At 62.9% G+C, this 20,057-nt stretch carries 22 protein-coding genes; 10 read left to right on the top strand and 12 right to left on the bottom strand.

Annotated elements, in window-relative coordinates:
• Positions 1 to 76 precede the first annotated feature (76 nt).
• Both L6D64_RS18445 and mqo read left to right on the top strand, forming a co-directional pair.
• The gene (locus L6D64_RS18445) at positions 77 to 310 is read left to right on the top strand and encodes a hypothetical protein (RefSeq protein ID WP_176506857.1); all 234 of its coding nucleotides are present in this window, start codon (positions 77 to 79) and stop codon (positions 308 to 310) included.
• A 605-nt stretch (positions 311 to 915) separates the two neighbouring features.
• A complete protein-coding gene (mqo, locus tag L6D64_RS18440) occupies positions 916 to 2,421 on the top strand; it encodes a malate dehydrogenase (quinone) (protein WP_176506858.1) in 1,506 nt (501 codons plus the stop codon).
• A gap of 55 nt (positions 2,422 to 2,476) precedes the next feature.
• On the opposite strand, the gene L6D64_RS18435 is transcribed toward mqo, so the two are convergent.
• From L6D64_RS18435 to L6D64_RS18420, 4 genes are all read right to left on the bottom strand, one after another.
• Complete coding sequence (locus L6D64_RS18435) at positions 2,477 to 2,767, bottom strand: PA4642 family protein (RefSeq protein WP_176506859.1); 291 nt, start codon at positions 2,765 to 2,767, stop codon at positions 2,477 to 2,479.
• A 67-nt stretch (positions 2,768 to 2,834) separates the two neighbouring features.
• Positions 2,835 to 3,305, bottom strand: coding sequence for a hypothetical protein (locus L6D64_RS18430; protein WP_176506860.1), 471 nt, complete (start codon positions 3,303 to 3,305; stop codon positions 2,835 to 2,837).
• 52 nt (positions 3,306 to 3,357) lie between these two features.
• A complete protein-coding gene (locus L6D64_RS18425; RefSeq protein WP_054887477.1) occupies positions 3,358 to 3,831 on the bottom strand; it encodes a WbuC family cupin fold metalloprotein in 474 nt (157 codons plus the stop codon).
• 2 nt (positions 3,832 to 3,833) lie between these two features.
• Entirely contained in the window at positions 3,834 to 4,391 is a 558-nt protein-coding gene (locus L6D64_RS18420; RefSeq protein ID WP_176506861.1) for a hypoxanthine-guanine phosphoribosyltransferase, read from the bottom strand.
• 160 nt (positions 4,392 to 4,551) lie between these two features.
• Here L6D64_RS18420 and upp point away from each other — a divergent pair, with 160 nt between their 5' ends.
• Both upp and L6D64_RS18410 read left to right on the top strand, forming a co-directional pair.
• A complete protein-coding gene (gene upp / locus L6D64_RS18415) occupies positions 4,552 to 5,190 on the top strand; it encodes a uracil phosphoribosyltransferase (protein ID WP_176506862.1) in 639 nt (212 codons plus the stop codon).
• 2 nt (positions 5,191 to 5,192) lie between these two features.
• The gene (locus tag L6D64_RS18410; RefSeq protein WP_176506863.1) at positions 5,193 to 6,458 is read left to right on the top strand and encodes a uracil-xanthine permease family protein; all 1,266 of its coding nucleotides are present in this window, start codon (positions 5,193 to 5,195) and stop codon (positions 6,456 to 6,458) included.
• A gap of 45 nt (positions 6,459 to 6,503) precedes the next feature.
• On the opposite strand, the gene hemH is transcribed toward L6D64_RS18410, so the two are convergent.
• Both hemH and L6D64_RS18400 read right to left on the bottom strand, forming a co-directional pair.
• Entirely contained in the window at positions 6,504 to 7,517 is a 1,014-nt protein-coding gene (gene hemH, locus L6D64_RS18405) for a ferrochelatase (protein WP_176506864.1), read from the bottom strand.
• A gap of 13 nt (positions 7,518 to 7,530) precedes the next feature.
• Positions 7,531 to 8,436, bottom strand: coding sequence for a TIGR01777 family oxidoreductase (locus L6D64_RS18400; protein WP_176506865.1), 906 nt, complete (start codon positions 8,434 to 8,436; stop codon positions 7,531 to 7,533).
• Positions 8,437 to 8,623: 187 nt separating this feature from the next.
• Here L6D64_RS18400 and L6D64_RS18395 point away from each other — a divergent pair, with 187 nt between their 5' ends.
• From L6D64_RS18395 to L6D64_RS18375, 5 genes are all read left to right on the top strand, one after another.
• Positions 8,624 to 9,610 carry an NAD(P)/FAD-dependent oxidoreductase gene (locus L6D64_RS18395; RefSeq protein WP_176506866.1) on the top strand — a complete coding sequence of 329 codons (987 nt, stop codon included), beginning with the start codon at positions 8,624 to 8,626 and terminating at the stop codon, positions 9,608 to 9,610.
• A gap of 107 nt (positions 9,611 to 9,717) precedes the next feature.
• Positions 9,718 to 10,686, top strand: coding sequence for a YbgA family protein (locus L6D64_RS18390; RefSeq protein WP_176506867.1), 969 nt, complete (start codon positions 9,718 to 9,720; stop codon positions 10,684 to 10,686).
• On the top strand, positions 10,676 to 11,575 hold the full coding sequence (locus L6D64_RS18385) for a MerR family transcriptional regulator (RefSeq protein ID WP_176506868.1): 900 nt from the start codon (positions 10,676 to 10,678) through the stop codon (positions 11,573 to 11,575). Before L6D64_RS18390 ends, L6D64_RS18385 begins: the two co-directional genes overlap by 11 nt.
• Complete coding sequence (gene phrB / locus L6D64_RS18380) at positions 11,566 to 13,008, top strand: deoxyribodipyrimidine photo-lyase (RefSeq protein ID WP_176506869.1); 1,443 nt, start codon at positions 11,566 to 11,568, stop codon at positions 13,006 to 13,008. The genes L6D64_RS18385 and phrB overlap by 10 nt, the downstream gene beginning before the upstream one ends.
• On the top strand, positions 13,005 to 13,703 hold the full coding sequence (locus tag L6D64_RS18375) for an SDR family oxidoreductase (RefSeq protein ID WP_176506870.1): 699 nt from the start codon (positions 13,005 to 13,007) through the stop codon (positions 13,701 to 13,703). The genes phrB and L6D64_RS18375 overlap by 4 nt, the downstream gene beginning before the upstream one ends.
• A gap of 63 nt (positions 13,704 to 13,766) precedes the next feature.
• Here the strand turns inward: L6D64_RS18375 and L6D64_RS18370 are convergent, their stop codons facing one another.
• The 6 genes from L6D64_RS18370 to hemA form a co-directional block, all read right to left on the bottom strand.
• On the bottom strand, positions 13,767 to 14,285 hold the full coding sequence (locus tag L6D64_RS18370) for an acyloxyacyl hydrolase (protein ID WP_054887466.1): 519 nt from the start codon (positions 14,283 to 14,285) through the stop codon (positions 13,767 to 13,769).
• Between the two features lie 103 nt (positions 14,286 to 14,388).
• The gene (murI, locus tag L6D64_RS18365; protein ID WP_176506871.1) at positions 14,389 to 15,186 is read right to left on the bottom strand and encodes a glutamate racemase; all 798 of its coding nucleotides are present in this window, start codon (positions 15,184 to 15,186) and stop codon (positions 14,389 to 14,391) included.
• Complete coding sequence (locus L6D64_RS18360) at positions 15,179 to 15,934, bottom strand: molybdopterin-synthase adenylyltransferase MoeB (protein WP_054887464.1); 756 nt, start codon at positions 15,932 to 15,934, stop codon at positions 15,179 to 15,181. Before L6D64_RS18360 ends, murI begins: the two co-directional genes overlap by 8 nt.
• A complete protein-coding gene (gene prmC / locus L6D64_RS18355; RefSeq protein WP_176506872.1) occupies positions 15,928 to 16,758 on the bottom strand; it encodes a peptide chain release factor N(5)-glutamine methyltransferase in 831 nt (276 codons plus the stop codon). The genes L6D64_RS18360 and prmC overlap by 7 nt, the downstream gene beginning before the upstream one ends.
• Positions 16,758 to 17,840, bottom strand: a complete 1,083-nt coding sequence (gene prfA, locus L6D64_RS18350; RefSeq protein WP_054887462.1) for a peptide chain release factor 1 — start codon at positions 17,838 to 17,840, stop codon at positions 16,758 to 16,760. Before prfA ends, prmC begins: the two co-directional genes overlap by 1 nt.
• Positions 17,837 to 19,114: a glutamyl-tRNA reductase gene (hemA, locus tag L6D64_RS18345; protein ID WP_176506873.1), complete on the bottom strand. Its 1,278-nt coding sequence runs from the start codon at positions 19,112 to 19,114 to the stop codon at positions 17,837 to 17,839. The genes prfA and hemA overlap by 4 nt, the downstream gene beginning before the upstream one ends.
• 454 nt (positions 19,115 to 19,568) lie before the next feature.
• Here hemA and L6D64_RS18340 point away from each other — a divergent pair, with 454 nt between their 5' ends.
• Positions 19,569 to 20,057 (top strand): Hcp family type VI secretion system effector, encoded by a 489-nt coding sequence (locus L6D64_RS18340; protein WP_176506874.1) that lies wholly within the window; start codon positions 19,569 to 19,571, stop codon positions 20,055 to 20,057.

The following is a 20,057-nucleotide window of genomic DNA, read 5'->3' as shown; positions in this document are numbered from 1 at the left end:
CGACCCGCTTGTCACAATCGTTTCATCGCCGCGCCCTTATCCTTGCGCCAAGCCCAAACGAACAGGACGTACCGCCATGGCCTCGCTCTGGACACTGCTCTGCCAACGCCCGCGTCACAATGCCTATGCTCGCCTGGACGGCGAAGGCAGATGCCTGGCCTTCAAGCAGTGCAGCCAGGCACCGAGCGGTAGCGGATGGGTACAGATCAGCGAAATCCAGCTCGCCTGGCTGGGCCGCGAATTGCCCGCCGAAGCCCGGGCTTGCGCCCGCGCAAGCCGCCGTTGGCACCAGCGCATCCTCGCAGCCTGACAAACGCTGCAATAAAAACCACGAATTACGACCTTTCTGCCCGCGACATCGTTATAATCTCCCCCCGATTATAAGGACGTCTCCTGATCGGGCCCCGCATCTGTCGATTGACCTCGGCACCTACACCCGCTTCGCCCACAGAGAGCCTTCCACTCAGGTCTTGCATCGGCTGTCGTGCCTGCTTTTCCGGCCCTTCGCACTGCATGAACCTGTGGGTTGCCATCGCGCAGTCCCCTTTTGAGGTTCACGTCTCCAAAAGAGCGTGAAAAAACGGTTTTTCACAACTTCACGAGAGTGTGGCGAGCAAATGAACAGTCTGGCATGTGCAAAAGCGGCAGATGAGTCCCGAACAGCCCTGAACAGGCGGCAGAAGCGCTCATTGCAGATGAGTGTCTGAAGTCGTTCCATAGCGCACGCACGACACCTTGACCATAAGTCGAATTGCCGCACCCGTGGCAGACAGCGTTCAATAACTGAACCCGAAGACTGGTTGGCGGTGTCCGCGGAAGTTGCAAGAACTGCGAAGAGTCGGACATGGCGATCCTGGCAACCCCAGTGGTCCTATGCTGTCAATTAGGTAGCTGTAGATTGTGGAGACGCGTTAAATGGCGCAGAACGAATCGGTTGATGTGGTATTGGTAGGCGCGGGCATCATGAGTGCCACCCTGGCCGTACTGCTCAAGGAGCTTGACCCGACCCTGAAGCTTGAGGTCGTCGAGGCAATGGACTCCGGAGCCGCGGAAAGCTCCAACCCCTGGAACAACGCAGGCACCGGCCACGCCGGCCTGTGCGAGCTGAACTACACGCCTCAGGCTGCCGACGGCAGCATCGACATCAAGAAGGCCGTGCACATCAACGCCCAGTTCGAGGTCTCGCGCCAGTTCTGGGCCTACCTGAGCAAGAAGAGCACCTTCGGCTCGGCACGTGCATTCATCAACCCGGTCCCGCACCTGAGCTACGTCGAAGGTGACAAGGGTGTGTCCTTCCTGAAGAAGCGCTTCGAGCTGCTCAAGCAGCACCACGCCTTCGCCGAGATGCAATACACCGAAGACAAGGGTGTGATGAAGGAGTGGATGCCGCTGATGATGCCAGGCCGCCCAGCCGACCAGCACATCGCCGCAACCCGCGTCGCCAAAGGCACCGACGTCAACTTCGGGGCACTGACCAACAAGCTGCTGAAGATTCTGGGCGACAGCGCCGATGCGCAGGTCAAGTACAGCAAGAAAGTCGTCGGCCTGCGCCGTAACGGCAGCGGCTGGACCGTCAGCATCAAGGACGTCAACAGCGGCGGCGCCCGCGAAGTCGACGCCCGCTTCGTGTTCCTCGGCGCTGGCGGCGCGGCCCTGCCGCTGCTGCAAATGTCCGGCATCCCGGAAAGCAAAGGCTTCGGCGGCTTCCCGGTCAGCGGCCAGTGGCTGCGTTGCGACAACCCGGAAATCGTCAAGCAGCACCAGGCCAAGGTGTACAGCCAGGCTGCGGTCGGCGCACCGCCAATGTCGGTGCCACACCTGGACACCCGCGTGGTGGACGGCAAGACTTCGCTGCTGTTCGGCCCTTACGCCGGCTTCACCACCAAGTTCCTCAAGCACGGCTCGCTCATGGACCTGCCACTGTCGGTGCGCATGGGCAACATCGGCCCGATGCTGGCCGTAGCCCGTGACAACATGGACCTGACCAAGTACCTGGTCAGCGAAGTGATGCAGTCGATGGAACAGCGCCTGGAATCCCTGCGCCGCTTCTACCCGGAGGCCAAGGCCGAAGACTGGCGCCTGGAAGTGGCCGGCCAGCGCGTGCAGATCATCAAGAAGGACCCGAAGAAAGGCGGCATCCTGCAGTTCGGTACCGAGCTGGTCTCGGCACAGGACGGCAGCCTGGCTGCCCTGCTCGGCGCCTCGCCAGGTGCTTCGGTAACCGTGTCGATCATGCTCGAGCTGATCGAGCGCTGCTTCCCCGAGCAGGCCAAAGGTGCCTGGGCTGCCAAGCTCAAGGAAATCTTCCCGGCTCGCGAGAAGGCCCTGGCCACCGATGCCGCGCTGTACCGCAAGATCAGTGCCGACAACGACGTCGCGCTGGAACTGGTGGAAGACAGCCCGGCCAAGCACTATGCCTGAGCCGGCCTGAAACGAAAAAACGCCCCTCGGGGCGTTTTTTTGTGCCTGGGCGTTATCAGCCGCGGGCCTTGGCGATGATCTCGATGTACTCCGGCGCATTGCGCTGGTCGGCGATCACCTCGACGAAGGTCTTGCCGTGCTCGTCCTTGCCATCCAGGTCCAGGCCCGCCTCGACGAAGAAGCCCACGAAGCGCTCGAAGTCATCGACACGCAGGCCGCGGTAGCCTTTGATCAGCTTGTGGTGCGAAGGCGAGGTTACGCCATCGGCCGGCTCAAACTGTAGGAACGACTTGATGTAGTCGTCGCTGATTTCGTCACCAATCACCTGCTTCTTGTCTTTGCGCATTGCCGGCTCCAACTGACCATCAAGGAATTTCGAAGGCCGGCAGTTTACCCCCCACTGCCAGCACGCCTCAACGCGAACGTACGGTACCGGTGTGCAGGTCGGCCCAGATGTGGCCGTTGGCGTAGGTCAGGAACTGCACATAGACGGTCTCGTTACGCAGCAGGTCCATGATCACCCGGTAATCGCTAACCGGGTAATTCAGGCTCAAGGTTCGCGACTTTTCGTCGAACACTGGCTTCTTCAGGCTTTTGCCCGCCTCGCCATCGAAGTTGAGCAACACCTGGCTGATGGTCGCGCCCTTGCTCAGCGGTTTGCCCTTCAGGCGCATCTGCAGCGAAGCCGTGATCGGGATCGGCTGCTGGTCGGACTGGCGCTGTGCTCCCACCACCACCGAGTAGTCGGTTACTTGCAGCAACTGTTGGCCGGTCGGCGCTTCCTGGCGCAGGGACTGGTCATCGGGCGGGAGGAACTGGCTGTGCAGCGGCGCGGCGGCGAGAGGCAGGCTCACCGCCAGCAGCAGGGGAAGAATCGCACGCATGTGAGGCTCCTTGGCATGAAGGCGCACTCTAGCACGCGGGCAACAGCAGAACTCAATCGAACTGCGCGAGCATCCAGGCTTGGTATTCAGCCGCGCCGGGTTCACCTTCACGTGGCGCCCAGGCGGCATGCTCACCCTCGACCAACTGGCGGTAAGGGCCGGCCTTGCATTCGAACATGATGGTGTTGGGGTCGAGCGCCACCAGACCATGGTAGACGCCCGGCGGCAGGTCTACCCCCATGCACTCGCCACCCGCTTCGAGGATGCGGGTGCCGGTCAGCGCGCCCTGTTCATCGAACAGCAACAGACCGAGCCGGCCCTTGAGCACCAGCATGGTTTCAGCCTTGTCGTCGCTCAGGTGCCGGTGCGGCGCGATGTAGGTCGAGGGTTGCAAGCCGATCGCCAGGCGGTGGCAAGGGTCTGCCATCTCATGGAAGTTGTGATGGTGCCGCAGGCGCGGCGCATCGGCGGCTTTTTGCGCCAGCCCGGTAAGCAACGTTTGGTCGATGAATGCAGGCTGGCTCATGGTTACAGTCCCTTGACCGCGAAAATGCCGTTAGCGTTACGCCAGTAGCCTTTATAGTCCATTCCGTAACCAAAGATATAGCGATCAATGCACGGCAGGCCGGCATAACTGGCTTTCAGGCCTGGGCTGGCCTTGCGGTCGTGGTCCTTGTCGATCAGCACCGCAGTGTGCACCGCGCGCGCGCCGGCATGCTTGCAGAATTCAATGATGGCGCTGAGGGTGTGGCCTTCATCGAGGATGTCGTCGACGATCAGCACGTCACGGTCGATGAACGACACTTCCGGCTTGGCCTTCCAGAACAACTCGCCACCACTGGTCTGGTTACGGTAACGGGTGGCATGGATGTACGAGACCTCCAGCGGGAACTGCAGGTGAGTCAGCAGTTTGCCAGCAAAGATCAGGCCGCCGTTCATCACGCAGAACACCACTGGGTTGGTGTCGTGCAGGTCCTTGCAGATCTGCTCGCCGACTTTGGCGATGGCCGCTTCGACTTCAGCTTCGTGGTAAAGGCAGTCTGCCTCGCGCATGACTTGACGGATGTGCTCGAGATCGGCGGACATGGCGCGCTCCAGGGGTGCATTTTGGAAAAGCGGGCAAAGGTACGCATCCGCTCGTCACAGATCAAGCATTTATGGACTAACGTGCAAAAGGACTACACGACAGCAAAGGCTGAATAGATTAATCTAGCGCGGTTTTTTTGCCCGCCTTTCGGAGCCCCCTATGCCTACTCGTGAGATCCGCCATCCGCTGATCCGCCACAAGCTCGGCCTGATGCGCCGTGCCGACATCAGCACCAAGAATTTTCGCGAACTCGCCCAGGAAGTCGGCGCCCTCCTGACCTACGAAGCCACCCAGGACCTGCCCCTCGAAAGCTACGAGATCGAGGGCTGGTGCGGCAAGGTACAAGTTGAAAAAATCGCCGGCAAGAAGATCACCGTGGTACCGATCCTGCGCGCCGGCATCGGCATGCTCGACGGCGTACTCAGCCTGATCCCGGGCGCCAAGGTCAGCGCCGTGGGTGTCGCCCGCAACGAAGAAACCCTCGAAGCACACACCTACCTGGAAAAGCTCGCGCCAGACATCAACCAGCGCCTGGCCCTGATCATCGACCCGATGCTGGCGACCGGCGGTTCGATGGTGGCCACCATCGACCTGCTGAAAAAGGCCGGCTGCAAGGAGATCCGCGCCATGGTGCTGGTCGCCGCGCCGGAAGGTATCGAAGTGGTGGAGAAAGCCCACCCGGACGTGCAGATCTACACCGCTTCGATCGACCAGCGCCTGAACGAGCATGGTTACATCGTCCCAGGCCTGGGCGATGCCGGTGACAAGATCTTCGGCACCAAGCAGAAGGACGCCTGACCATGCAGGACGGCTTCAACGACCCGCTCTGGCGCCAGGTCGTCTCGGGCGCGCAGATGCTCTTCGTGGCATTCGGCGCGCTGGTGCTGATGCCGCTGATCACCGGCCTCGACCCCAACGTGGCATTGTTCACCGCCGGCATCGGTACCCTGCTGTTCCAACTGGTCACCGGCCGTCAGGTACCGGTATTCCTGGCATCGAGCTTTGCCTTCATCACCCCGATCATCCTCGCCAAGGGCCAGTTCGGCCTGGCCGAGACCATGGGCGGCGTGATGGCCGCAGGCTTCGTGTACACCTTCATGGGCTTGATGGTGAAGATCAAGGGCACCGGTTTCATCGACCGCATGCTGCCCCCTGTCGTCATCGGCCCGGTGATCATTTCCATCGGCCTGGCCATGGCCCCGATCGCCGCCAACATGGCGATGGGCAAGGCCGGTGACGGCAGCGTACTGCTGCCGTACAAGACCGCGATGCTGATCTCCATGCCTGCGCTGCTGACGACGCTGATCGTCGCGGTGTTCGGCAAGGGCATCTTCCGCCTGGTACCGATCATTGCCGGCGTGCTGGTGGGCTTTGCCCTGTCGTTCGCCTTTGGCGTGGTCGACACCGCCAGGATCGCCGCCGCGCCGTGGCTGGAAATCCCCAACTTCACCGCACCGGCCTTCAACTGGCAGGCAATTCTGTTCATCGTGCCGGTCGCCCTGGCGCCGGCGATCGAGCACATTGGCGGGGTGATCGCAGTCGGCAGTGTGACCGGCCGCGACTACCTGAAGAAACCCGGCCTGCACCGCACCCTGTTGGGTGACGGCCTGGCCACCACCGCAGCCGGCCTGTTCGGCGGCCCGCCCAACACCACCTACGCCGAAGTGACCGGTGCGGTGATGCTGACCAAGAACTACAACCCGAAGATCATGACCTGGGCGGCAGTCTTTGCCATCACCCTGGCTTTCATCGGCAAGTTCGGCGCGCTGCTGCAGAGCATCCCGGTGCCGGTAATGGGCGGCATTCTGTGCCTGCTGTTCGGTTCGATCGCGGCGGTGGGCATGAACACCATGATCCGCCACAAGATCGACCTGGCCGAAGCGCGCAACCTGGTGATCGTTTCAGTGACCCTGGTGTTCGGTATCGGCGGCGTGCTGATCGGCAGCGGCGACGGCCCGGATGACTGGGGCCTGAAGGGTATTGCGCTGTGTGCCCTCGTGGCCATCGCGCTGAACCTGATCCTGCCGGGCAATGACGGCTGGAAGCACAAGAAGCTGGATGTGTAGGGGCGCTCTTGTGCCACCAGGGGGCCGCAGGGCGGCCCCCCCGATTCAGGCCTTTTCGCACATCCCCGCCAACACCCTCACCCACTCCGGGTGATCATTCAGGCATGGCACCAGCACCAGCTCCTTGCCGCCCGCTTCGACAAACTGCTCGCTGCCACGCATGCCGATCTCTTCCAGCGTCTCGATGCAATCGGCAACGAACGCCGGGCACATCACCAGCAGCTTCTTCACCCCGGCTTTGGCCAGCTCGTCCAGGCGCGTCTCGGTGTAGGGCTCGATCCACTTGTCACGCCCCAACCGCGACTGGAACGACACCGACCACTTGCCATCCGGAATACCCATCTTCGCCGCGAAGGCCTTGGCCGTAGCCAGGCACTGCCCGCGGTAACACACGGCACGCACTTCGGCGCTGGCATCGCGGCAGCAGTCGGCTGAACGCAGATCGTGCTTGCCGGTCGGGTACAGCTTCTTCAGGTGCCGCTCCGGCAAGCCATGGAAACTCAGCAACAGATGATCGTAGTCCTGCTCGAGGTAAGGCCGGGCGCTGGCGACCAACGCGTTGATGTACTCAGGATGGTCATAGAACGGCTTCAGCACGCGCAACTGCAACGGCAACTGGCGCTCGGCCAACGTCTGCTTTGCCTGTTCCACCACGGTGGTGACCGTGCTGTCGGCGAACTGCGGATAAAGCGGCGCCAAGGTCACTTGGCGCACACCTTGTGCAGCCAGACGCGCCAGCACCTCCGGCAACGCCGGCTCACCGTAGCGCATGGCGATTTCCACCGGCCCGTGTGGCCAGTGTTCGACCATCGCCGCCTGCAAGCGACGGGTCAGGACCACCAGTGGCGAGCCTTCATCCCACCAGATCGAGGCGTAGGCGTGCGCCGACTGCTCCGGGCGCTTGATCAGGATCAGCGACACCAGCAGGCGTCGCACCGGCCAGGGCAAGTCGATCACGTAGGGGTCCATGAGGAACTGGTTGAGGTAGCGGCGCACATCGGCCACCGAGGTGGAGGCCGGCGAACCCAGGTTAACCAGCAGTAGAGCGTGATCGGTCATGCAGCGTCCTTTGTCAGAGGCGGCTGGACAAGTTGCCCAGGGCCGATTGCAGATCGTTGAAGCGGAACGTGAAGCCTGCCGCCAGCAAGCGCACCGGGCGCGCTCGCTGGCCGCCGAGCAGCAAGGTCGACAGCTCGCCGAGACCGGCCTTGAGCAGCAAGCCGGGCATCGGCATGAATGCAGGCCGATGCAGCGCACGCCCCAGCGCCTTGGCGAAATCGCGGTTGCGGACCGGCTCTGGCGCGCAGGCATTATAGGGACCGCTGGTATCCTTGTGCTGCAAGAGAAAATCTATCAGGGCGATCTGGTCGTCGATATGCACCCACGGCATCCACTGCCGGCCATTCCCCAACGGCCCGCCCAGCCCCAGCTTGAACGGCAAGCGCAAGCGCGACAGGAAACCACCGTCGCTGGCCAGTACCAGCCCGGTGCGCACCAGCACCACGCGAATGCCAAGCTGCTGTGCGCGCTGGGCGGTTTCTTCCCAGGCGATGCACAGCTGGCTGGCGAAGTCCTCGCGAACCGGCGGTGAGGCCTCGGTCAGTTCGCGTTCGCCGCCATCGCCGTACCAGCCTACGGCGGAACCGGAAATCAGCACCTCCGGGCGCTGTTCACGGTTGCCCAGCCAGGCCAGCAGCTGCTCGGTGAGGGTGATGCGACTGGCCCACAGCAGGTTGCGGCGCGCGGCCGACCAGGGCCAATCGGCGATCGGCGCACCGGCCAGATTGACCACTGCATCCACCTGCTCATCAGGGCCCAGATCCTCCAGCCGGCCAATGCCGCGCACCCCGCTGCCACACAATCGCGAGACGTGTTCAGGGCGCCGACTCCACACGGTCAGGCGATGCCCCTTGCCCAGCCAGTACTGGCAAAGGTGCTGGCCGATCAACCCGGTACCACCTGTCAGCAATATATGCATGGCTGTGTCCTCGCAGCGTGCGGCCATGGTCTATTTTTAAGAACAAGGCACTTTTCCAGACCTATCGCTCTCGGATAACCATAGGCCAAGTTGCCTATGAAGCGGAATAACCTTATACAAAGATTGTGCATTGTACAGGTTTACCTGACAGCGTAGTCTGCCTACAGCAAGGTTCGAAGAGGCCATCATGACAGTACCTATTGCCATCATCGGTGCCAGTATCGCCGGCCTGTCCGCCGCCCAGGCCCTGCAGAAGGCCGGGCAGTCCGTTCACTTGTTCGATAAAGGCCATGGCAGCGGCGGGCGCATGGCCAGCAAGCGCAGCGAAGCCGGCGCACTGGACCTGGGTGCGCAATATTTCACCGCCCGTGACCGGCGCTTCGTCGAGCAGGTGCAGCAGTGGGTCGCCGCCGGCTGGGCCGCGCAGTGGAAGCCTCAGCTGTACAACTACCGGGACGGTGAACTGACCCCGTCTCCCGACGAACAGACCCGTTGGGTGGGCGTGCCGCGCATGAGCGCCATCACCCGCGGCCTGCTCAAGGACGTCACGGTGAACTTCGGCTGCCGTATCGCCGAAGTGTTCCGCGGCAAGCAATTCTGGCACCTGCAGGACACCGAAGGGTGCAGCCATGGCCCGTTCAGCCGCGTGGTGATCGCCGTACCCGCGCCCCAGGCCACTCAATTGCTGGCCGCCACGCCGAAGCTCGCGGCCGTGGCAGCCGGGGTGCAGATGGAACCGACCTGGGCCGTCGCCCTGGCCTTCCAGGCACCACTGGAGACGCCGATGCAAGGCTGCTTCGTGCAAGGCAGCGCGCTCGACTGGCTGGCCCGCAACCGCAGCAAACCCGGCCGCGAAGAACACCTCGATACCTGGGTGCTGCATGCCACATCCGACTGGAGCAGGCAGCACATCGACCTGGCCAAGGAAGAAGTGATCGAGCACCTGTGGGGTGAATTCGCCGAGCTGATCGGCTGCGTGGTCCCGGCCCCGAGCTTCGCCCTGGCCCACCGCTGGCTGTATGCGCGGCCAACCAGCAATCACGAATGGGGGGCGCTGGCCGATGCCGACCAAGGCCTCTATGCCTGTGGCGACTGGTGCCTGTCAGGCCGTGTCGAAGGCGCCTGGCTCAGTGGCCAGGAAGCTGCGCGGCGGCTGTTGGAGCACCTGGATTAACGTCGCGCGGCAGCGCTATACAAAAATACTAGTTTGCATAACTTTCTGGCTGTGCTGGAATTAACTTGTACGTGATAGATTCCTTGTACAAGTTTTCGGAGACAGCCATGCCAGATCCTGCACCCGCACATAAGCCTCGTATCGCCATCAGCGCCTGCCTGACCGGCCATAGCGTGCGCTACAACGGCGGGCACAAGGCTTCCGACCTGTGCCGTGAACAACTGCAAGCGCACTTCGATTGGCTGCCGGTATGCCCTGAAGTCGCCATCGGCCTGGGCGTGCCACGCGACCCGATCCGCCTGGTCGGCGACCCCTCGCGACCCGCCGTGGTCGGCACGCGCAACCCGGAGACCGACCTGACCGCCCCCCTGCGCAACTACGGCGAACAGATGGCCGATGAGCTCGATGACATCTGTGGCTACATCTTCATGCAGAAGTCCCCCTCCTGCGGCCTGGAGCGGGTCAAGGTCTATCAGGAAAACGGTTATCCTGCGCCGCAAGGCGGCATGGGGGCCTATGCCGCTGCCTTCTGCGCCCGTCGCCCGGACTTGCCGGTCGAGGAGGAAGGACGCCTGCACGATCCGGTGCTGCGCGAAAATTTCATCAGCCGCGTCTACGCCTACGCCGACTGGCAGCAATTGCTGGCGCAAGGGTTGAGCCGTGGCGCCCTGGTGCGTTTCCATTCACGCTACAAGTACCTGCTGATGGCCAACAATCCCCAGGCCTATCGCCAGCTCGGCCGCCTGCTGGGCAGCATGAGTCGGGAGGATGACCCCGAGCAGATCGGGCCTCGCTACTTCAGCCAGCTGATGCAAGCGCTGCGGCGTTGCGCCAGCCGGGGTACCCACGGCAATGTCCTGCAGCACCTGAGCGGCTACTTCAAGGACTCGCTGACACAGCAGGACAAAGCCGAGCTGCAGCACCTCATCGGCCAGTACCAGCAAGGTGAAGTACCGCTGGTGGTGCCACTGACGCTGCTCAAGCATCACCTGCGCAAACATCCCGATCCTTACCTGCAACAACAGACATACCTGCAGCCCCACCCCGACAGCCTGGGGCTGCGCAATGCCGTCTGAAACGCTTGTGCCGATTGGCGAGCTGGCCCGGCGCACCGGCGTCAACCCGGTCACCTTGCGCGCCTGGGAGCGTCGCTATGGCTTGCTCAAGCCGCAACGCACCGCCAAAGGCCATCGTTTGTATGGGCAAGACCAGCTCGAACGGGTCCAGGCGATACTCGGCTGGCTTGAACGCGGTGCTTCGGTCGGCCAGGTTCGTGAGCTGCTCGATCAACCGGTGGAGCGTGCGCCGATGGGCGACTGGCAGCCGCGCCAGCTGCAGTTGATCGAAGCCATTGCCCACCTTTCCCAACGCAGTCTCGACCAGCAACTGAACCAGGTGATGGCGTTGTACCCTGCCGTGACGCTGTGCGAACAGTTGCTGCTGCCGCTGCTGGCATCCCTCGCGGTGCGCTGGCGCAGCCACTTCAACGCGCGCCTAGAACAGGTGTTTTTCCATACCTGGCTACGCAGCAAGCTAGGGGCTCGGGTGTATCACGACAATCAATCGTTGCAGGGGCCGGCCGTGCTGCTCTGCGAAGACAACGAGCGCCCGTTCGACCCAAGCCTGTGGCTATGCGCCTGGCTGCTAAGCAGCAACGGCATTCCCGTAGAGGTGTTTGAACAACCGGTGGGCGGCGCGCAGCTGCAACGGGCCGTGACCACCCTGCAACCTCGGGCCGTGCTGATGCACCTTGGCCCACGCATCGATGCCAGCACCTTGCAGCGGACCTTGCAGGGCATCGGCGTGACCAAGCTGCTGGGCGGCGCCACCCTCGCCCTGCACCAAGCCGAGCTGAACGCTTTCGATCTGCCCGACCTTTTCCTGTTCGATACCCCGCAGGCGGCATTGCGTGTGCTGCAAGGCAATGTGCGCCTGCCTGTAGAGACGAGTGTCCCATGCAACTGATCTGGCTGCGCAGCGACCTGCGCATCGACGACAACTCCGCCCTCAGCGTCGCCTGCGAACGCGGCCCGACCGTGGCCTTGTGGCTGGCCAGCCCCGGCCAATGGCAGGCCCACGACGACGCGGCCTGCAAGGTCGACTTCTGGCTGCGCAACCTGCGCCGGCTGCGCCAGGCACTGGAGCAACTGAACATTCCACTGCTGGTGCGCAAGATCGACACATGGGACCAGGCGCCGGCAACCCTGCTCGACGTGTGCCGGCGGCACAACATCGAAGCGGTGCACTGGAACGACGAATACGGCATCAACGAGGAGCGGCGTGATGCAGCCACGCGCAAACTGCTTGCGGATGCCGGCGTGCGCGCTCACAGCTACCTGGACCAGCTGTTCTTCCGCCCGGGCACCATCGTGACTCGCAACGGTGACTACTTCCAGGTCTTCTCCCAGTTCAAGAAGGTCTGCCTGGAACACCTGCACCGCAGCCTGCCGAAACTGGCCCCGCGGGTGAAGCGCCAGCAGCCACTGGATATCGCCAGCGACCCGATCCCACAGCATATCGATGGCTTCGACAAGCCCGCCGTTGCGCTGAGTGATTACTGGCCCGCCGGTGAAGACCAGGCGCAGGCGCGGCTTGCCCGCTTTATCGATGAAACGGTCGAAGACTATGCGCACCTGCGCGACCTCCCGGCCAAACCTGGCACCAGCCAACTTTCTGCCTACCTGGCTGCTGGCGTGATCTCGCCCCGCCAATGCCTGCACGCTGCCCTGGCCAGCAACCGCGGCGAGCTCGACAGTGGCAGCAGCGGCGTGCAGACGTGGATCAACGAATTACTCTGGCGCGAGTTCTACAAGCACATCCTGACGGGTTACCCACAGGTCTCCAGGCATCGTGCCTTCCGCCCCCAGACCGAAGCCCTGCCCTGGCGAGATGCGCCAGACGATTTCAAGGCCTGGCAGGAGGGGCGTACCGGCTTCCCGATCATTGACGCGGCCATGCGCCAACTGCTGCACACCGGCTGGATGCACAACCGCCTGCGCATGATCGTCGCGATGTTCCTGAGCAAGAACCTGCTGATCGACTGGCGCCTGGGCGAACGGCACTTCATGCGCCATCTGATAGACGGTGATCTGGCCGCCAACAATGGCGGCTGGCAATGGAGTGCCTCCACCGGCACCGACGCAGTGCCCTATTTCCGCATCTTCAACCCGGTTTCCCAGTCGCAGCGGTTCGACCCCGAAGGCCGCTTCATTCGCTACTGGCTCCCGGAATTGCGCGGGCTGGACGAAAAATCCATCCATCAGCCCGTGAAGTCAGCGGATCTTTTTGCTAATAATTCGTATCACAGTCCGATTGTCGATCTCGGCAGCAGTCGCCAGCGTGCACTGGAAGCCTTCAAGGGCCTACCACGCCGGCAGGATCAGAGGGCAGCATCTTGAATTACTCGCGTAGTTTCTGGGTTACGGGGGCCAGCAACGGACTGGGTCTGGCCTTGGTGGAGCGGTTGCTCGAGCAAGGGCACCGGGTTGCCGCAAGTGGCAAAGGCAGCGAGGAACTGGACGCACTGGCCGTGCGCCATGGTGGCCGGCTGTTGCGCCTGCCTTGGCAACTGCATGAAGACGGCACGGCCGCCAGGGCGGCAGAACAGATATGCCATGCCTGGTGTTCGCTGGACGTTTTGATCATCAACGGTGGGGCCAGTGATTACCTGGCCGATGACGTGGCGGACAGCGATGTATTCGAGGCCATAGTCACTGACAACCAGCTGGCTGTCGAACATTGCCTGGCCAGTGCACAGCCGTTGCTGGCAAAGGGGCATCAGCCGCAGGTCATGGCGATTTTCAATCGTTATTCGGCCTTGCAGCTCTACTCGCCGACCCAGGTTTCGGCGGGCTGGAACAATCTGCCACAGTGGTCGCGTGAGCAGCGCCAGGCGTTGAAAGGGCTGGGGGTTGACATGACCGTGGTGGCACCGCAGTCGCTGAAAACGCCGGTGACCTCCGTGCAGGCGGTTCCGGATGCCTGGACGCCGCACAGTGCGGCAGATGAACTGATCGCTCGTTTAGCGTTGCGGGAACCGGAGCTGGTGCTGGAAGTGCTGGATATCAGCAGCCTGTGGCCGTTATCCCGCTAAGGTGCGTTTTTCAGGCCCGGCCTCATCGCGGCCAAGCACGCGAAGAGGCCGGTACAGCAATCATCAGAGCGCCATGCGGTAATGCAGGCTGTAGCTCTCGACACCATCGTTAGGGGTCTGGATCCCCGCATTGGAATAGTGGATCGCCCTTACCCCGACCTCATGCCCACCGGCAAAACGCAGGCCGAAGCCAATTCGGTCTTCGAACTGGAACGCCGAACCTAACTTGTTGCTCTCGAGTTCGGTATGGGCAAATGCCGCCACACCAATCCCCGCTTCAATATACGGTTTCACCGAATTCCCGGCGAACTCGTAAACGAACACGGGGGCAAACGAAAGGCTATGGTTGCTCGACGTCTCGTCGCCCTCCCAGTAGGTGTACGCGCCGTCCCAATAGCCCGTCAGCCGGCCGACGCTGGTCTGCCACCAGCTCGCATCCCAGTTGGACTGCAGGCCCAGTCGGTAAACCATGGTGGAATCACCGGTCTGTCCCACCGAAAACGATACATCGGCTGCTTGCGCTGCCACCACATGCCCCAGGGTAAACGCGGCAGCGGCCGCCAAACCGATCAGCTTCCTCATGAAAAACATCCTTTCCTGATGCTGTTATTAGTGTTCGCCTTGTGTCAGGCAAATCGGTAGAAATCAGCAAGGCAACGATAGTTCAGCTGTTTTCACATTTTTTTTACAACTGAAAGCGTTGCACAACGTCCGACTTATGCCACAGCACTGGCAGGATGTTACTCAGGGCCTGCGGTTCGCCACTGGTCCAGAATGCCGCATCACGCGCCGGCCCCGCCGCCAGCAGATCGCGTGCGGCCAGCAGGCGTTGCAGTTGGCGCGCCACGGCGGCGCCGGTATCGATGATGGCCACATCGGCGGGCACCATCTGCGCCAGCAACGAACGCAGGAACGGGTAATGGGTGCAGCCGAGGATCAAGGTATCGCAGCCAGCGGCCAGCAGCGGCTGCACATACCCCAGCAGCAACTGGCGCAGCTGCGGGCTGCCGAGGTCACCGGTTTCGATCAGCTCGACCAGCCCCGGGCAGGGTTGGGTGACCACTTGCACGTCGTTGGCGAAACGATCGAGCAAGGCGGCAAACTTGGCGCTCTGCAAGGTGCCGGTGGTGGCCAGCACGCCGACCACGCCCGAGCGGGTGGCGGCGGCAGCAGGCTTGACCGCCGGCTCCATGCCGACCAAGGGCCAGTCGGGGTACAGCTCGCGCAGGTCGCCGACCGCAGCCACGGTCGCGGTATTGCAGGCCAGGACCATTGCCTTGGCACCTTGCGCCTGGAAGAACTCGGCGATGCGCCGGCAGCGCTGGCGGATGTAGTCCGCAGACTTTTCGCCATAAGGCACATGACCGCAATCGCCCACGTAGAGCAGCGACTCGTTGGGCAACAGGCGCTGGATTTCGGCGAGCACCGACAAACCGCCGACCCCCGAGTCCATCACGCCGACCGGCGCCGAGCGATCAGCCATCGCGCTTGCCACACACGGCACAAGCCGGGTCACGCTTGACCCGCAATTCACGCAGGCGCGTGCCGAGGGCATCGATCAACAGCAGGCGGCCTATCAGCGGTTCACCGAAGCCGGCCAGCAGTTTCATCGCTTCCAGCGCCTGCAGGCTACCTACCAGTCCCACCAGCGGGCCGATCACGCCGGCTTCGCTGCAGGTCAGCTCATCTTCGCTGCCGTGGCCGTACAGGCAGTGGTAGCAAGGGCTGTAGTCACGACGCGGGTCGAACACCGACAACTGGCCTTCCAGTCGGATCGCCGCGCCACTCACCAGGGGTTTACCCGCTGCGAAGCAGGCCGCATTGACCGCCTCGCGGGTGCCGAAGTTGTCGGAGCAGTCCAGCACCAGGTCGACCGCAGCCACCGCCGCGGCCAGGGAGTCTTGGTCCAGTGCCTGGCGGTGGGCGACCAGCGCGATCTCAGGGTTGATCGCCTGCAGCCGCTGCAGCGCCGAATCCACTTTGCTCATGCCGACGCTGTCGCTGTCATGGATGACCTGGCGTTGCAGGTTGGTCAGGTCGACGGTGTCGAAGTCGGCCAGGTGCAGCTCACCCACGCCCGCAGCCGCCAGGTACAACGCCACTGGCGAGCCGAGGCCACCGAGACCGACGATCAATGCCTTGCTGCGCTTGAGCCGCAGTTGGCCGTCGATGTCGACTTGGGCCAGCAGGATCTGCCGGCTGTAACGCAACAGTTCCTGATCGCTCAACATGCCAGACGCCCCAGTGAAATACGCTCATGGCCGCCCAGGTCCTTGCGGCTGGCCACCTCGGTGAAGCCTTGTGCGGTCAACAGGGCACGCACGTCCGTCGCTTGGTCGTAACCGTGCTCGAGCAGCAGCCAGCCACCCGGCACCAGGTGCTCAGGCGCCTGGGCGACGATCACCCGCAGGTCATCAAGGCCATCGCTACCGGCCACCAGCGCACTGCTGGGCTCGAAACGCACGTCGCCCTCGACCAGGTGCGGGTCTTCGGCACGGATGTAGGGCGGGTTGCTGAGAATCAGGTCGAAACGCTGCCCGGCGAGGCTGCCAAACCAGTGGCTGACCAGCACCCGGACGTTACCCAGGCCCAGCCGTTGGCGATTACGCTCGGCCAAGGCCACGGCCTCTTCGACGCGGTCCACCGCCGTAACCTGCCAGGCCGGGCAATCGCTGGCCAGGGCCAGGGCGATGGCGCCAGTGCCGGTGCCCAGGTCGAGGACCTTGGCAGGCGATGCGGGCTGCAGCTCCAGGGCGGTTTCGACCAGCAGCTCGGTATCCGGGCGCGGAATCAGCGTATGCGGTGCCACTTCCAGGTCGAGCTTCCAGAAGCCTTGCTGCCCGAGGATGTAGGCCACCGGCTCACCGGCCCGGCGGCGCTGCAGGTAGCTGGCGTAGGTCTCGGCATCTTCGCTGCTGACGATGCGCTCGGGCCAGGTGTGCAGGAAGCTGCGCGACTTGCCGATGGCAGCGGCGAGCAGCAGTTCGGCGTCCAGGCGTTCGCTGGGCGAGTCCGGCAGCTGCGCGTTGCGCAGGAGGCTGGCAATGATGGTCATCAGTCCCCCAGGGCAGCCAGCTGGTCGGCCTGGTACTCGGCCAACAGCGGTTCGATGACGGCCTCCACGCCACCGGCAAGGATGTCGTCGAGGGAGTACAGGGTCAGGTTGATGCGGTGATCGGTCACCCGCCCCTGTGGGTAATTGTAGGTACGGATGCGTTCGGAGCGGTCACCGGAGCCGACCAGCAGCTTGCGCTCGCTGGCGATGGCGTTCTGCGCGGCACTGGTCTGCATGTCATTGAGCTTGGCCGACAGCCAGGACATGGCGCGGGCGCGGTTCTTGTGTTGCGAACGCTCTTCCTGGCACTCGACCACGATGCCGGTGGGCAAGTGGGTGATGCGGATCGCCGAGTCGGTCTTGTTCACATGCTGACCACCGGCACCCGAGGCACGGTAGGTATCGACCCGCAGGTCGGCCGGGTTGATCTCGATCGCCGCTTGCTCGTCGGGCTCGGGCAGCACGGCCACGGTGCAGGCCGAGGTGTGGATACGGCCCTGGGATTCGGTTTCCGGCACCCGCTGGACACGGTGCGCGCCAGACTCGAACTTGAGCTTGCCGTACACGTTGTCGCCTTCGACACGGGCAATGATCTCTTTGTAACCGCCGTGCTCGCCTTCGTTCTCGGAGAGGATCTCCAGGCGCCAGCCGCGCTTCTCGGCGTAGCGCGAGTACATGCGGAACAGGTCGCCAGAGAAGATCGCCGCTTCGTCACCGCCCGTGCCGGCACGGATCTCGAGGAATACGTTGCGGCCATCGTTGGGGTCCTTGGGTAGCAGCATGCGCTGCAGGTTGGACTCCAGTTCGACCAGCTGCTCCTTGGCTTCGCGCACTTCTTCGACGGCCATCTCGCGCAGGTCGGGGTCAGCGTCCTTGAGCAGCGCCTGGGCGCCTTCAAGGTCGTCCTGCACCTTGCGCCATTCCTTGTAGGCGGCATGAACCGGCTCGACTTCGGCATATTCGCGGGAATAGGCGCGGAAGCGGGTCTGGTCGGAAATCACTTCGGCGTCACCGAGCAGCGCGGTGAGTTCCTCGAAGCGGTCCTGGAGAATCTCCAGTTTGTTCAGCAGCGACGCTTTCATTGCGGGGATTTGTCCGTCGAGCCCTCGTTGAGGGCAAAGAGTTCCTGGGCCATGGCCAGCGCATCGAGGCGGCCCTCGGCCGAGAGCTTTTTCAACTGCACGCTGGGGGCATGCAGGAGTTTGTTGGTCAGGCCCCGGGCCAGTTGCGCCAATACTTCTTCGGGGTTGCCGCCATTGGCCAGCAGGCGCTGGGCCTTTTGCAGTTCTTCGTCGCGCAGGCGCTCGCTTTGCTGGCGGTAGGCGCGCAGCACATCGACCGCGGCCAGTTCGCGCAGGCGCAGCATGAAGTCTTCTGCGCCCACCGAAACCAGCTCTTCGGCGGCCTGGGCTGCACCCTGGCGGCTCTTGAGGTTTTCCGCGACCACTTCGTGCAGGTCATCGACGGTGTACAGATAGACGTCGTCGAGTTCGCTCACTTGCGGCTCGATGTCACGCGGGACGGCGATATCGACCATGAAGATCGGTTTGTGCCGGCGCTGCTTCAGCGCGCTTTCCACCGCGCCCTTGCCGAGGATCGGCAACTGGCTGGCGGTGGAGCTGATGACGATATCGCTGTTGGCCAGCTCCTGCGGGATGTCGGCCAGCAGCACGGCATGGGCACCGAACTGCTCGGCGAGGATGCTGGCCCGCTCCAGGGTGCGGTTGGCCACGACGATGCGGCGCACACCTTGTTCATGCAGGTGACGGGCGACCAGGGTGATGGTTTCGCCGGCACCGATCAGCAGGGCCTGGCTGCGGCCCAGGTCGCTGAAGATCTGCTTGGCCAGGCTGACCGCAGCGAATGCCACGGAAACCGGGTTTTCGCCGATCGCGGTGTCGGTGCGCACCTGCTTGGCGGCGCTGAAGGTGGCCTGGAACAGGCGCCCGAGCAACGGGCCGATGGTGCCGGCCTCACGCGCCACCGCATAGGCAGACTTCATCTGGCCGAGGATCTGCGGTTCGCCGAGCACCAGCGAATCGAGCCCGGAGGCGACCCGCATCATGTGCCTTACCGCATCGTGTTCTTCGTGGACGTAGGCGCTGGCGCGCAGTTCGTCCAGGCTCAGCCGGTGATACTCGGCCAGCCATTGCAGCACGGCATCGGCGGACAGGTGGTCCTGCTCTATATAAAGCTCGCTACGGTTGCAGGTCGACAGGATCGCCGCCTCACGGCTGGCGGTCAGTCGGCAGAGCTGCTGCAGGGCGTCTACCAGCTGCTCCGGGGTAAACGCCACGCGCTCGCGTACGTCTACCGAGGCAGTCTTATGGTTGATACCAAGTGCAAGAAAGGCCATGCAAGATCGCTGGTTGTGACGAGAAGCCGATAATTGTCCTCTTTCGCAGGTTCTAGAACAACCACCGTTCGCTATTGTCGTGATAGGCCTGGCCCCGAGGAGCCCCTGCCGACGGCCGAGGCAAGCACGAAACCTGTGGGAGCGGCGGTGCGGCGACCCGACATGCCCGCGAAGAGGCCGGAGCAGGCAAAGCCGATTTCTCAAGCCCCCTCACCAGGCTGCTCACCCGAGCGACTGCACAGTCGACGGGTAATAATTCCTACAAAAAACACTTTTCAATAAAACTTCTCGACACTTTCAGACCGAAGTTATCCACAATTTTGTAGTCCTTTTCCCAAATAGATGTCCCTCTGTTGCCTTCCCCGATATTGCTGCCTAGCCTTGCCAATCACTGACCGGGCAAGTTCCCAGCCAGTCATTCATTCCCCTGACTGATTGCCAAGGAGAGGTAAGCATGGCATTTGACGCATATATACAAATCGACAAAATCCCAGGTGAAGCCCTGGATGAAAAATACAACAAATGGATTGAAGTCACCGGCTACGACTTTGGCGTCAGCCAAAGCACCTCAGCCACTGCCAGTTCCGCCGGCGGCGCTACCTCGGGCCGCACCGCCGTCAGCAACTTCAGATTCACCAAACTTCTCGACAGTGCCAGCTGCAAATTGATGGAGGCCAGTTGTGCAGGCTTGCATCTCAAGGAAGTAAAACTCGCACTGTGTCGCGCGGGCGGCGACAAGCTCAAGTACTACGAAATCATTCTCGAAGAAGTGATCATTGCCGATTACACACAAAGCGCTGCCGATGGCGTACCGATCGAAGTAGTGCAACTCGACTACGGCCGAATCAAGACCACCTATACCCAGCAGAAACGCATCGACGGATCCGGCGGCGGCAACATCGCTGGCGGCTGGGACCGCATCGGCAACAAGAAACACGCATAA

The organism is Pseudomonas urethralis, from assembly GCF_021602465.1.
GTDB lineage: Bacteria > Pseudomonadota > Gammaproteobacteria > Pseudomonadales > Pseudomonadaceae > Aquipseudomonas > Aquipseudomonas vlassakiae.
Note: the sequence above shows the minus strand (reverse complement) of the source record. Positions and strands in the feature narration are given on the sequence as shown.